The following is a 14,063-nucleotide window of genomic DNA, read 5'->3' as shown; positions in this document are numbered from 1 at the left end:
AGGATGAGGAACGAGATCGTGCACGAGTCCAACGACCGATTCGACACCGAGCTGATCCGGCTGGCCCGGGTCGCCGGTGACCAGGCGTACGACGCGGCGGCCGGGCTGATCGCGCAGGACGCGAAGTACAACCCGATCCACACCCGGATGTGGACCGGCGTCCGGCACCCGCACCGGGAGAGCGTGGTCTACGCGCTGGTGCTGCTCGAGTCGGGTACGGCCGCAGACGTGCCGCTCGCCGAGGAGATCCTGCTGCGCGTGCTCGCGGAGCAGGACGCCGACGACGCGTCCCCGACGTACGGGATCTGGAGCTACTACCACGAAGAGCCGCTCGACCGGATGGTTCCGCCGGACTGGAACTGGGCGGACTTCATCGGGCGGGAGCTGGCGTTCGTACTGCTCCGGCACGAGCCGCAGCTGTCCGAGGAGACCCGTACCGCGGTGCGGGTCGCGCTCGGGCACGCGGCCCGGTCGATCATCCGCCGCAACGTGACGATGAGCTACACGAACATCGCGGCGAAGGGCACGTTCGTGACCCTGGCCGCCGGTCAGCTGCTGAAGGACCCGGAGCTGACCGAGTACGCCGTACGCCGGGTCGGCCGGCTCCGGGAGCAGATCGAGGCGGCCGGGAGCTTCGCGGAGTACAACAGCGCCGGGTACTGGACCATCACGATGGAGGCGATCGCCGCGATCGTCCAGTACGTCGACGAACCTCAGGCGGTGGCCGGGGCGCGGTGGATCGTCGAGCGGCTGTGGGGGCACCTGGCCGGCCGGTGGCACTCGCGGACCGGGCAGCTGAGCGGTCCGATGGCCCGCGTGTACACGGACGAGCCCGCGCGGACGCCGGACCTGCTCGCGCTGCTCGCGAAGGCGACCGGTTTCCGGGGATTGTTCGCGGAGCTGCCGGCGCTCACGCCGACGCTCGGGCTGGCCGGACCGGCGCTGGTCGACGTCGAGGCGCCCGCCGCGGTCGTCGAGCGGTTGCTGGACACGCCAACAGGAGTGGTTCGGGAACGGTTCAGCTACCTCGAGGGACAGGTGCCGGTGGTCGGGACCACCTGGCACGGCTCGGACGCGACGCTGGGCAGTGCGAGCGTCGGCGAGTACTGGCTGCAGCGCCGCCCGCTGATGGGGTACTGGCGCGAGCCGGAGGACCCGGCCTGGGGACCCTCGCGGTTCGTTAAGCTGCACCTGATGAAGGACGACCACGACTTCTCGTCGGCCGTGTTCGCGTCGGTGCAGTCCGGCAGCCAGGTCCTGTGGTCGGTGAGCTTCGTGTCGCCGGGCGGTGACGAGCATATCGGGCTGCATCAGATCGAGGCGGGACAGGCGTTCTCCGTCTCGTCACTCCGGTTGGTACTGGAGATCGCGGGCGCCGACGGCGCGACTGTTTCGGAAGGGCCGGTGGCGGTCGGTCAGAAGTTCCGGGTGCGTACGCCGGGTGCGGACCTGGTCGGGAGTGTGGACTCGATCAGCTTCGGCGATCATCGGCCGACGTTGCGGATGGAGCGTACGGACGACCGGATCCTGCTGGTCGCGGAGCTGCTGGAGGGTCCGGCGTCGATGACGATGCAGGACATCGCCCCGGCGGAGCTGACCGGTACGTTCTCCCTGTTCGAGGGCGCCGACCGGCCTGACGTGGCGGCGCCCTCGATCACGGTGTACGACGGGGACGTGCAGGCGCACTGGGTCACCGCCGACGGCACCCAGTTGCGGCTGGTGGCTCCGGCTCGGGTCACCACGAAGACGGGGCATCCGCAAGCCGTCCGTACGTCGATCGACGTACGCGCGTGACAGGGACGCTCCTGCTGACGTTCGACGATCGGCACGTCGCGGGCTGGGAGGAGGCGCTGCCGGTGTTCGACGCGGCCGGGGCACGCGTGACGTTCTTCGTCGTGGAAGCGGACTTGCTCGACGACGCGGAGCAGGCAGGTGTACGGCGGCTACTGTCCGCCGGGCATTCCGTCGGGTCGCACGGCGCCCGGCATCGCAACGCCGACGAGACGATCGCGGAGTTGGGCGCCGTGGAGTACCTGCGGACCGAGATCACCGGCAGTGTGGCGGCGTTGCGGTCGCTGGGTGCGTCGGCGAGCAGCTTCGCGTACCCGAACAGCCGGCGGGATGAGACGACGGATGCCGTGCTGCTGGAGGTGTTCAACCACCTACGGGCCGGGAGCCCGCGCACGACCGATCTCGGTACGGCGTTGGCGTCGGTCGTGCACGGGGACGCGAAGGTGTTTCCCGGGCGCGGCATCGACACCGGGCGGGGCGGCGTACCGCAACTGAACGACGCCGTCGCCCTCAGCGAGCTCTTACGGGAGCTCGCCGAGGCCGACGGGACGCTGGCGCTGTACGCCCACGAGATAGCACCGGTTGCCCAAGGCAATCATATCCACCCGGACCGCCTTCGCGCCGTACTTGCCGAGGCGCGGAGGCTGAGCCTCCGGATGATCGGATTCGACGACTACTCGCCGGTCAGCTGGTTGTAGTGCGTGGTGATCGCCGCGTGACTGGCCACGTTGAAACGGCAGGGACCTTGCCGTACGCCGTGATCGCGGTCGCGGTGCCGTTCGTCTTGCTCAGCGCGAACTGGTAGCCGGACTGCGTGTCGTTGTCGACCGCCACGAGCAGCGAACCGCCGCGGGTCCCGCAGCCCTGGACGACGAGCGACTCGTACGCCGACCAACCCGACGAGCGGATCAGCTTCATCACCGGCTTCGCCCCCGGCGGCGACCGGGATGCGCGCGGTCCAGAGCGCTCCCGCGTTCGTCGTCATCAGCAGCGTGTCGTACGTCGCCGTCTCGCTGATCACCGTCACCGTCTTGAAACCGCGGAACCCGGGGATCGGACCGAGCGCCCGGAAACCGGCGCCGACGATCTGGTAGCGGTACAGGCTGCCGTTCGTGTTCAGGCCGTACAGGTACGCGTGCCGCGGTGCGGCGACGCTGAAGTTCGACGTGGCGATCAACTTGAAGCTGGTCCAGCCGGAACCGACCTTCTTGAAGGTGGGCGACCAGGTGAAGGTGTCACCGCCGTCCCGCACGTAAGTTGTGTGCCGGTACAGGTTGCCGCCCTGCAGGAGCAACCCGTAGTAGTACACCTGCGTGCCGACGGCGTTCACCGCGCCGTACCAGGTCGTGTTCGCACGGCTGCCGGCGAGCTTGAACGGCGTGTCCTGGAACGCCTGGACCTGGCGTCCCGGCATCGCCAGGGTCTCCTGCGACGTACCCGTCACGGTCGGGGACATGACGTCGCTGATGCACGGTTCACCGGCCGCCTTGAGCATGTTCGGGTTCACGTTCTTGGCGAACGGGTGCTTCGGGTCGGCCTGGCCGGTGGCGGCGGCCGGGACGGACGCGACGGCGGCGGCCAGCAGGCCGGCGCGGCGATCGCCAGTGCAAAACGCTGCAACTTCATTGGGTCTGCTCTGGAAAGATCTCACTAGCCCCCGAGATCGCGCTGACTATAGCCGCGCCCGGGGACACCGCGCGTGGCGGTGTCCCCGGCTGCGGGGTACTGCGGGTTGGTTACTCGCCGACCAGCTGGTCGTAGTGCGTCGTGATCGAGACCTCGTTGACACCGTCGAAGACGGCCCCCGGGATCTTGCCGTACCCCGTCATCGCGGTGGCCGTGCCGTTCGCCTTGCTCATCGCGTACTGGTCGCCGGACTTGGTGTCGTTGTCGACCGCCACGAGCAGCGTGCCGCCGCGGGTGCCACAGCCCTGCGCCACCAGCGACTCGTACTGCGCGAAGCCGGTGGAGCGGATCAGCTTCAGCACCGGCTTGGCGCCGGCCGCGATCGGGATGTGTACGGTGTAGAGCGCACCCGACGTCGTCGTCATCAGCAGGGTGTCGTACGTCGCCGTCTCGCTGATCACCGTCATCGCCTTGAAGCCGCGGAAGCCGGCGAGCGGACCGAGCGCCTTGAAGCCGGCGCCGACGATCGCGTAGCGGTACAGGCTGCCGTTGGTGTTCAGGCCGTACAGGTACGCGTGCCGCGGCTGCGCGACGCTGTAGTTGGACGTGGCGATCGCCTTGAAGCTGCCCCAGCCCGACCCGACCCGCTTGAAGGTCGGCACCGGCGGCTTGTTCTCGTCGTTCGACAGGTACGTCGTGTGCCGGTACAGGCTCGTGCCCTGCAGCAGCAGGCCGTAGTAGTAGAACTGGGTGCCGGACGCGTTGACGGCGCCGTACCAGGTCGCGTCCGCGCGGGAACCGACGTACTTGAAGGGCTCCCAGACGTCGGCGCGCGGCGGCTTGGCGGCCGTCACGTCGATTTCCTGCATCGTCCCCGCCGCGGTCGGCACGCCGACGTAGTTGATGCACGGACCGCCGGCGAACGTCTTCACCGAGCTCGGGTGGGCGGCCTTCTTGGACAGGTAGGGCTTCGGGTCGGCCTGGCCGGTGGCGGCGGCCGGAATCGAAGCGACGGTGGCGGCCAGCAGGCCGGCCCCCGCGAATGCGAGCGCGAAGCGCTGCAGTTTCATAGGAGTTCCCCCTCCAGATGTGTCCCGATTAGCTCGAGATCGCGCTGACTATAGCCGAGGTCGCCGACCTGCGCGAAGGTCTTGCACCTTGTTGCAATCGTTGCTGATCAGCGTTCTGGGGCCCAGTCAGGCGCTCAGCCCGGCGCGGTGCGCGACCGCGGCGGCCTCGGTGCGGGTGGCGACGCCGAGCTTGCGCAGGATCCGGGCGACGTGGGTCGCGACCGTGTTCGGGGAGACGAACAGTTCGTGGGCGATCTCGGCGTTGGACAGGCCGCGCGCGAGGGTTCGCAGTACGACGAGCTCGCGCTCGGTCAGCCCGAGCGCCGTGGGTTCCGCGCGGACCGCCGAGTCCGATAATCCGGCCCGCCGCGCGAGGTCGTTGATTTGGGCCACCAATGGTTCCGCTGCCAGCCGGTCCGCGAGCTCACGGGCCTCCTCGAGACGTCGCCGCGCACCCGGTTTGTTGTTCGTCCGGACCGCGCTCGCCGCGCCACCGACCAGCGCTCTGGCCAACTCGTGCACATCCTTGGCCGACCGCCACCCGTCGGCGGCCGTGTCCCAGGCCGCGATGGTGTCGACGGCGTACGCCTCGCAGGTCAGCGTCGCCGCGTCGACGACCGGCCAGCCGGTCGCGTCGGGCAACCGGCGCCGTACGTCGTCCGACCAGCGCGGGACGTGTCGTCGCCGTCCCGGCTGGGCGTGCTCCAACCGGACCGCGGCGAGCGCAACCCGTGCCAGGCCTCGCGGATCCAGCCCGTCCCCGCCGGGGAGTACGGCGACCGTCTCGGTGAGCAGACCGTCCGCACGGGCCAGATCACCACGACCCATCTCCAGCGCGACCTCGATCGGCAAGCGCTGCAACGCGAGTTCGCTGGCCGCACCGGATTGCGGAGCGACCATTCCCCCCAGGTGGTCGGCGGCTTCGGCGTAGTTGCCCCGTCCGACGGCGATCTCGGCCAGCGCGATCCGCAGACACGCGGCGTACCAAGGCGACGGGCCGTCCGCGAGGGCGGCGTACGCGACCTGTTGGGCCTCGTCCCAGCGGCCCAGGACGAGGAGGGCCATCGACCGGTTCTGCGCGAGCATCGTGCCGCGGGCGCGCATCCGGCCCCAGCGTTGGGCCTGCTGCTCGGCCAGTTCGAGCAGCTCGATCGCTGCCTCCGGATCCCCGGAGTCCGTCAGCGCCTGGCCTTCCCACTGCAGGGAGGTCAGGTACGTGTGGTGGTCGTGAACAGCCTCGGCGGTCCGCCGCGTTGCTTGCAACAGGGAACGCGCCTCCGCTGGCCCGCCGCCTAGGTGCAGCGTGATGCCGCCGACGGTCAACTGCGCCTCGGCCAGCGCCTGACCGTCTCCGGTTCTCTCGGCCAGCTTCAGAGCGTGCTGTGCGTGCCGTTCCATCCCAGGCCCCGGAGTGCCGACGAACTCGGTGAACGCGAGTGCCGAAAGCAGTCTGCTCCGCAGCACAATGTCTGCCCCTTCGGGCACCATCTCGACGGCTCGCAGCAGGTCGTCGCTCCCTGAGCCGTCGATCCGGCACCGCAGCATGCCACGGAGGCGGAGGAGTGCTGCGACGCGCAGCGGCTCGGTGATCGTCGTCAGAGCCTCGGTGGCATGCTCCACGCCCTGCTGGGAGCGACCGGTCGTGAACGACGCAGTAGTGGCCTGTTCCTGGACTGTCGCGCGGTCGACCCCGATGAGGCCGGCTGCCCCTTCCACGTCGGGCCACAGCGCCAGAACGCGTTCGAGCATGTTGAGCTGCTCGTCGTACGCGTACTGCCGCTCGGCGGTCGCGGCAGCTCGCCAGGCCGCCACCAGTGCCTTCGCTGGTTGGCGCGCCACGGTCCAGTGTTCTGCGAGCGCCGCGGACGGCTCCGGTCCCGCTGCGATCGCCTCGGCGTACCGGGCGTGCAGGTGTCGACGCTCCCCCGGCAGCAAGGCGCTGTACACCGCCTCGCGGATCAGGTCGTGGCGGATCGCGTAGCCCGCCTCGAGCACCGCCAGCTGGTTCCGCTCGACCAGCTCCCGCACTGCCTCGTCGACCGGCTCGTCGGACACCTCAGCCAACAACTCATCCGGTACGGCGTCACCCGCGACCGCCACTGTGGCGAGGACTCTCCGAGCCGACGGCGAGAGATCGGCGACCCGGCTGAGCAGCAGGCTGGTCAGCCCTTCGGACGAAGCCCGCCCGGAATCGAACAACGCCTCCACGAACAGCGGATTGCCACTGGACCGCCGGTGGATCTCGCTGCTGGCCACCGCGTCCGGCGGCCGCCCGTCGAGAGCCGACAGCAGTGCGGTCACGCCCTGTCGATCCAGCGGCGCCAACTCCAGCCCGACGACCTCCGGACGGCGCCCTAGCTCGGACAGCAACTGCCGCGTCGGGTGCCCCGCAGGCAGCTCACCGGTCCGTAAGGTACCGATCAGCAGGACAGCGGCGGTGCCGAGGTTGCGGACCAGATAGACGAACAGTTCGCGGCTGGATGCGTCCGCCCAGTGCAGGTCCTCCACCACCAGCACGAGCGGGCGTTCCTCCGCTGCGCGGGTCAGCAGACCAAGGACCTCACCGAACAGCCGGACAGGCCCGCTCGGGGCCTCCGGAAGCGAAAGCTCAGGCAGCCACCCGGCCAGCGCGGACCCGCTCGACGGCAGCGCGTCGGCGAGCCGGTCCGGGCCCCACGCTCGCGACAGGTTGCGCAGGATCGCCATGAACGGCACCCATGGCGTACCGTCCGCGCCGAGCTCCAGGCAGCCACCGGTGAGCACCAGCGGATCCCCGTCGAGCCCCTCGATCCCCGCGGCCACCAGGCGGGACTTGCCGATACCCGCCTCGCCGGAGACCAGCACGGTCGCCGGCTGTCCATCCCGGGTCCGCTCGTACGCCCCGCGCAGCGCGTCGAGCTGAGCCTGGCGGTTGATCAGAACTGGACTGATGACTGCCCCCATGCCGGTCATCCTCGCATCCAGCAGGTCTCGGGCCGGATGTCATCAGATCTGGTGACGACCCGGATGGGCTCCGCAGGACAGAGTTCGAGATACGTCAACCCAGCAAGGAGCCCACCATGAGCAGGACCGTAGTAGGCAACATCTCCCTCTCCCTCGACGGCCGGGTGAACGGCCCGGGCGGCGACTACGACATGGGCTGGATCGCGCCGCACGCGGTCACGCCCGGCGCGCTGGCCCACATGAGCCGGGTGACCGAGCCCGCCACCACGGCGCTGCTCGGCCGGAAGAACTACCAGGGCTTCGGCGGCTACTGGCCGACGGTCGCCGACGACGAGAGGGCACCGGCGGAGAGCCGGGCGTTCTCCCGCTGGCTGAACCAGGTGGAGAAGGTGGTCTTCTCGACCACTCTCGACGAGGCAGCGTGGGAGAACAGCAGACTGGCCACCGAGGACCCGGTCGCGACGGTCAAGGAGCTGCGGGAGCAGGAAGGCGGCGACATCGTCGTACTGGCCAGCGCCAGCGTCATCCGTGCGCTCCTGGCCGCCGGCGAACTGGACCGGCTGTCCGTCACGCTCTGCCCGGAACTCGTGGCCGGTGGGGTCCCGCTGTTCGACGAGACCACCGCTGCGTCGTCGTGGACCCTCACCGATTCCACGGTGACCGAGAGCGGCGCACTCTGCCTTCTGTACGACCGCAAGGCCTGAACCCTGTCTAGGAACAGCCCGGCGCCCTCCAGTCCGTCAACTGGAGGGCGCCGGAGTTCCTTCAGGACCGCGTACGGCGGGAGCGCGTCGCGGCGACCACTGCGATGCCGGCCGTGATCAGAGCCAGCGCGGCGAGCAGGAGGCCCGCGCTGACCGGGCTACCGCTGTCGCCGAGGTCCCCGCCAGGCTTCTGCGGCGTGGCTGGCGGTGTAGGCGGCGGTGTGGGTGGCGGAGTGCCTGGCGGCGTGGTCGGCGATGGCGTCGGCCGGCCGGGCTGCGGTGGTGTCACCTTCACCGTGACCGAGCTCTTGTTGTCGTTCGTGTCCGGATCCGGCGTGGTCGACTCCGCCGTCGCAGCGTTCGTCACCGAGGTTCCGCCGTACGTCGTGTCGACCAGGACGTCCAGTGCGACCCGTGCCGTCGTACCCGGGTCGATTCGGCCGACCGCACACGTGACCTTCTGGCCCTGCGCTGTGCAGTACTCCGGCATGCTGGTGAGCCGGAGTCCGTTCGCGAGCACGTCGGTGACGACCACACCGACCGCCGCCGACGGGCCCTCGTTATGGACGGCGATGGTGTACCGCAGCGTGTGTCCGGCGACGACCGACTCCGCCGACGCGGTCTTGCTGACGCTCAGGTTCGCGGACTGCTTGGTGCGGCCACTGACCTTCGCCTCGTTGTTCGGAACCACCGGGTCAGAGGTGGAGGAACCGACGCGGGCGATGTTCTCGAGCGTCCCGCTGAACCCGGGCACCACGGTGGCGTGGATCGTGATCTTGATGGTCGCGCCTTCCGCGAGCACCGTCGTACCGCACTGGACCGTGCCGGCCTCCGGAGCGTCCGGTGCGCCGGGTGCGAGCGGCGGCAGGATGATGCAGGAGCCACCGGTCGCGGTCACGTTGGTGAGGCCGCGGGGCAGCTCGTCGGTGACCTCCACCAGGCGGGCGTCGGACGGGCCGTTGTTCTTCACCGTCAGCGTGTAGGTCACCGCCTGGCCGGACACCGGCTCGGCCGGCGACATCGTCTTCGTGATCGCCAGGTCCGCCAGCGCGGTCACCGGCGACTCCACCGTGCCCGTGTTGTTGTCCGGGTCCGGATCGGTGGTCGGCGATGTCGCGGTCGCGGTGTTGGTGACGCTGCCTCCGTCGTACCCGGAGGCCAGGCGGACTCGGAGCGAGACGACCCGCTGTCCGATCGGCAGGTCACCCAGCTCGCAGCGCACCGCCCGGCCCTCGACCGTGCACCCCGCCGACGCGGAGCTGACGGTCAGTCCTGCAGGCACCATGTCGGACAGGACCACCGAACGCGCGGTCGACGGACCCGCGTTGGTCACCACGATCGTGTAGTCGAACGTGCTGCCCGGTGTGACACCGGCCGGGTCCGAGGTCTTGACGACACTCAGATCCGCACGAGTCTCGACCGGAGTGGTCACCGTGGAGCTGTTGTTGCTCTCGTCCGGATCAGTCACCGGCGAAGTCGCCGTCGCGGTGTTCGCCAACGACTTCCCCTGGTACGCCGGGTCGAGCGCCGCCGTGATCACCACAGTCGCCGTCTTGCCCGCGGCGATCGTGCCGAGCGCGCAGCTGACGTCCTGGCCAGCCGTCGTACAGGAGCCCTGCGTCGGGTCGACCGTGGTCAGCGTGAGTCCGGTCGGCAGACTGTCGGTAGCCGTGACCGGTGTGGCGTCCGACGGCCCGTGGTTGACCACCGTCAGCCGGTAAGTCACGCCACCGCCTGCCACGACGGTCGCGTCGTCACTGGTCTTGATCACCTCGACGTCCGCGACCTGCCGCACCTCGCTGGTCACCGAATCCTTGTTGTTCGAGGGATCCGGATCCGTCGTCGTACTGGTCACCGCGCCGGCGTTCGTGACCGCCGCGATCCGTTCGGCAGCGACCGCCACCCGGATCACGACCACCGCGTTGCCACCGGCCGCGAGCGTCCCCAGCGCACACGTCACCGCGGATCCGGACGTGGTGCAGGTGCCGTCCGCACTGGTTGCCTCAAGCACCGACAACCCCGCCGGTACGGCGTCCGACACGGACACTGCCCGCGCGGTGGACGGACCGTCGTTGTGCACTGTCAGCGTGTAGACCGCCTCGTCACCGGCGATCAGCGAGGTCGGCGCCACCGTCTTCACGATCGACAGATCGGCGGCCGTGGTCACCGTGGTCTCGGCCGAGTCGCTGTTGTTCTGGTCGTTCGGGTCCGGTGTAGCGAGCTGACCGTCGCGCTGTTGACGAGCGTCCCCGCGGGCTGGTCCGGCGACACCTTCACGACCACCGTGACCGTCGCGTCGTCGTTCGGTTCCATCCGGCCGACCGGGCAGCTGACGACCGGTTCGGACAGCGCGGGGCTCTGGGTGCACGCGCCACCAGGCCCGGTGCCGCGAACGAACGTCGTACCCGATGGCAGGGTGTCGGTGATCACTGCACTGACCGCGTCCGAAGGTCCGGCGTTGTGGACCGCGAGGGTGTAGGTCAGTTCGTTGCCCGCAACAACGGTCGCCGCCGCGGTCTTGGTGACGGACAGGTCTGCCTCGGCCCGCACGCTCGGCGTGGTGGTCGAGGTGTTGTCGGAGGTCGTCGGATCCGTGGGAGTCTCCGAGTCGGCCGTTGCGGTGTTGCCCAGCTCTCCGGGCTCGGTGGACGCGGCGACCGTCCCGGTCACCGTGACCACGAAGCTGTCGCCGGCCGCGAGTGTCGCTGCCCGACAACGCACCTGGCCGCCTGCGCTCGTACAGATCGCGCCACCGGTCGCACTCGCCGACACCCCGGTCACCGCAGCCGGTACGTCGTCCACCACCGAGACGCCCTGCGCATCCGACGGTCCGGTGTTCCGGACGGTCAGTTTGTAGGTGATCGCCTTCCCCGCGACCACCGGGTCCGGCGAGGCCGTCTTGGTGAGCGTGATGTTGGCCTGCGTACCGGTCGTCAGCGTGTACGTCGCCGTGTTGTTGTCGTCGTCGGGATCAGGGGTCGGCGACGCGACGGTCGCCGTGTTCGCGAGATTGTTCGGAGGGGCACCGGACGGGGCGTTCGCCACCACGGTCACCGTGACGACGTCGCCCGGAGCCACCGCGCCGAGCGCACAGCTGACAGTGCCGTCGGCCTCGGTGCAGCTGCCGCTCGAGGTCTTCGACGAGACGTACTGCAGCGGCGCCGGCACCGGATCGGTCACCTTCACCGACTGCGCCGCGGACGGGCCGTTGTTCGTCACCGTCAGCGTGTAGGTCACCGGGTGGCCGGCCTGCACCGGGACCGGCTGAGCGGTCTTGGTGATCGCCAGATCGGCACTCGCCGCCACGTTGTCCGTGGTCCGTCCGGTGTTGTTCGAGTCGTCCGGGTCAGGCGTCGTACTGTCGGCGGTCGCGGCGTTGGTGAGCTGGCCGATCGCCTTCGGAGACACGGTCCCTGTCACGGTGACAGTCGCCGTCGAGCCGACTGTCAGGTCACCCAACGCACACGCGACCTGCCCCGAACTCACCGTGCACGACCCGGCCGAAGTGTCCGCGGTGATCCCGGTGATGGCCGCTGGTACGTCGTCCTTCAGCTGCACGGCCTTCGCGTCCGACGGTCCCGCGTTCCGCACCTTGATCTGGTAGGTGATCGGCTCGCCGGCGACGACGGGCTTCGTCAACGTGGTCTTGGTGACCACCACATCGGCCTTGGCCGCACCAGGAGTCACCGTCACGGTGCCGGTGTTGTTCGAGTCGTCCGGGTCCGGGGTGTCGCTGTTCACCTTCGCCGTGTTCTTCAGCGCGCCGCCGGTGTAACCGGCGTCGAGCGTCGCCGCGATCCGCACCGTCACACTCGACCCAGCCGCCAGGCGTGCCAGCGTGCAGCTGATGTCCTGGCCGGCCGTCGCGCAGTTCGCATCCGACTGGACGCCGGTGACCGCGAACGCGGTCGGGACCGTGTCCGCGATCCGCACCTGTTCGGCATCCGACGGTCCGTCGTTCCGGATGGTCAACGTGTAGACGACGGGCTCACCTGGTGCGGGGCTCGCCGGCTCCACGGACTTCACCAGCGCGAGGTCCGCCGTACGGGAGACGTCGGTGGTGACCGAGGAGATGTTGTTGTCCGGGTTCGGATCGGAGGTCGAGGTGGTGACTGTCGCGACGTTCGTCAGGCTGGTCGCCGTACTCGCGGAGGGGACCCGGACCACGACGGTGATCGTGGCGGTCGCTCCGGACGCGATCGTGCCGAGTTCACAGGTGGTCGACGAGCACTTGCCCTGCGTCGGCGTCGCGGACACCAGTTGGACGCCGTCGGGCAACGTGTCGGCGACCGTCACGTCCTGCGCGGGGCTCGGACCGTTGTTGCGGGCAACCAACGTGTAGGTGAGGTTGCCGCCGGCCGCGACCGGGTCGGGCTTCGCAGTCTTGGTGATCGACACGTCGGCCTCGGCCGCGACCGGAGTGTGCACCTCGTCGGTCCGGTACGTGTACTGCTTGTTCAGCGTCTCCGCCGTGTAGTCGAGCAGACCGGTGTTGGTCAGCGTGGTCCCGGCCGCCGCCTTGTCGACCGTCACCCGGAACCGGACCGCACTGCTCTGGTTCTTCTTGATCCGGCCGCCTGTCGTGGCATCCGCACCGGTGCCGATCCGGAACCGGACCAGCCGCGAGCTTCCGTCGTACTCGGCCTGGTCGTCGCCCGCCTGGTCGGTCTTGGCACCGGAATGCGGGCCTGAGACCACGCTGAGCGAGCCGGGGACGTACGTCGTGTTCGCCGGCAGTGCATCGCGGACGACGGCGCCGAGCGCGTCGTCGTCACCGGTGTTGCTGAAGCTCATCGTGTATTCGAGGGTGTCCCCAACCTTCGCCGGATCGTTACCGGCCAGGTTCCGCACCGTCTTCGTGCCGAGGATGGTCGGCGCGTAGAGGTCGATCTGTGTGGTCAGCGCGGCCGGGTAGTAGACGTCGCCGGTGCTCGCGAAGGTCAGCTCCGCACTGGTCGAGTTGTTCGGCAGGATCCCGGCGGCGTCCACCACCTTGGCATCCATGCCCAGGTTGTTCACGCTGGCCGGGGATCGGTCGGCCAGGTTCGAACCGCCGTCGGTGATCCGGCTGCCGTAGAAGTTCGCGGACGGGTTCTGGGTGTCGGCGAGCCGGGTGCCGTTGACCGCGAAGTAGTCACCCGTGATGCCGGCGTCCCCCTCGTACGTGACACTGCCGAACCGGGCGTTCACCGCACCGCTCGGCGGCGCCAGGAAGCCGGAGATGTTCGTCCGCTCCGGCTGGCCACTGCTCACCTTGGCGTACCCGTTGAACACGCTCAGGTCACGCAACGGCTCGTCGGCCTGCTGGTAGGCGATCACCAGACTCCACCCGGCGTACCGGTCGGCACCCGTCCCGGTCGCCACGTCGGCGCCCCAGTACGGACCGTTGCCCCCGGCCCGCACCAGATCGGTGACATCAAGGTACGACGAGTAGTCGTTCTTCGAGCCGGTGTTCAGCAAGTCGGTCCGGCTGGCGGTGACGGTCTGGTACTTCGTCGCGCCGGGCAACCGCAGGCGCATCGTCGTACCGTCGTCGGTGCTCGCCGTGCCACCCTTGCCGGCGCCGCGGGCCGCACCCCAGAACAGGCCGGCGTACAGCACCTGCGCTCCCGACGGCAGATTGACGCCCGCGCTCGAGGACGAGCTCGTGGACGGGTCGGAGTCCGTGTCCAGGAGCTCCATCGTCCAGTCGTTGTTGTTCGCCGACGAGCTCCCGCCGGCCAGCGACGTACGGCAGGCCGCTGACGTCCGATCGCAGGTCAGCAGACTGTTACCGGTGATCCGGATCGCGCCGTTGGTCTGGGCGCCGAACACCTTGCCGAAGTCCCGGACGGTGTCCGCCCGGGCCGTTGCCGGCAGCACCAACCCGGTCGTCAGAACGAGCAGCAGAGCGAGCAGCATCCGCACCCGAGCGGCCATCTGAAGTCCC

The 14,063-nt window shown here is 69.5% G+C and carries 8 protein-coding genes; 3 read left to right on the top strand and 5 right to left on the bottom strand.

Going from position 1 to position 14,063, the window contains the following annotated elements; all coding sequences use genetic code 11:
- Window positions 1-3 precede the first annotated feature (3 nt).
- Both AC0662_RS15845 and AC0662_RS15840 read left to right on the top strand, forming a co-directional pair.
- Window positions 4-1,794 carry a hypothetical protein gene (locus AC0662_RS15845; protein WP_478301282.1) on the top strand — a complete coding sequence of 597 codons (1,791 nt, stop codon included), beginning with the start codon at window positions 4-6 and terminating at the stop codon, window positions 1,792-1,794.
- Window positions 1,791-2,489, top strand: a complete 699-nt coding sequence (locus AC0662_RS15840) for a polysaccharide deacetylase family protein (RefSeq protein WP_452203922.1) — start codon at window positions 1,791-1,793, stop codon at window positions 2,487-2,489. The genes AC0662_RS15845 and AC0662_RS15840 overlap by 4 nt, the downstream gene beginning before the upstream one ends.
- Here the strand turns inward: AC0662_RS15840 and AC0662_RS15835 are convergent.
- The 3 genes from AC0662_RS15835 to AC0662_RS15825 all read right to left on the bottom strand — a co-directional run bounded on the left by AC0662_RS15835 (window position 2,465) and on the right by AC0662_RS15825 (window position 7,430).
- Window positions 2,465-3,442, bottom strand: coding sequence for a hypothetical protein (locus AC0662_RS15835; RefSeq protein ID WP_478301280.1), 978 nt, complete (start codon window positions 3,440-3,442; stop codon window positions 2,465-2,467). The two genes, AC0662_RS15840 and AC0662_RS15835, sit on opposite strands and share 25 nt — an antisense overlap.
- Window positions 3,443-3,527: 85 nt before the next feature.
- Window positions 3,528-4,487 carry a hypothetical protein gene (locus AC0662_RS15830; RefSeq protein ID WP_452203920.1) on the bottom strand — a complete coding sequence of 320 codons (960 nt, stop codon included), beginning with the start codon at window positions 4,485-4,487 and terminating at the stop codon, window positions 3,528-3,530.
- A gap of 126 nt (window positions 4,488-4,613) precedes the next feature.
- Window positions 4,614-7,430: a helix-turn-helix transcriptional regulator gene (locus AC0662_RS15825; protein ID WP_478301278.1), complete on the bottom strand. Its 2,817-nt coding sequence runs from the start codon at window positions 7,428-7,430 to the stop codon at window positions 4,614-4,616.
- 116 nt (window positions 7,431-7,546) lie between these two features.
- On the opposite strand from AC0662_RS15825, the gene AC0662_RS15820 reads away from it, so the two are divergent.
- Window positions 7,547-8,134, top strand: coding sequence for a dihydrofolate reductase family protein (locus tag AC0662_RS15820; RefSeq protein ID WP_478301276.1), 588 nt, complete (start codon window positions 7,547-7,549; stop codon window positions 8,132-8,134).
- A 61-nt stretch (window positions 8,135-8,195) separates the two neighbouring features.
- Here the strand turns inward: AC0662_RS15820 and AC0662_RS15815 are convergent, their stop codons facing one another.
- Window positions 8,196-10,301, bottom strand: a complete 2,106-nt coding sequence (locus AC0662_RS15815) for a COG1361 S-layer family protein (protein WP_478301274.1) — start codon at window positions 10,299-10,301, stop codon at window positions 8,196-8,198.
- On the bottom strand, window positions 10,298-14,053 hold the full coding sequence (locus AC0662_RS15810) for a DUF7507 domain-containing protein (protein ID WP_478301272.1): 3,756 nt from the start codon (window positions 14,051-14,053) through the stop codon (window positions 10,298-10,300). Before AC0662_RS15810 ends, AC0662_RS15815 begins: the two co-directional genes overlap by 4 nt.
- Between the last annotated feature and the right edge of the window lie 10 nt (window positions 14,054-14,063).

This window comes from Kribbella sp. NPDC043289, assembly GCF_056436705.1.
This window is presented reverse-complemented; position numbering and strand designations above follow the sequence as displayed.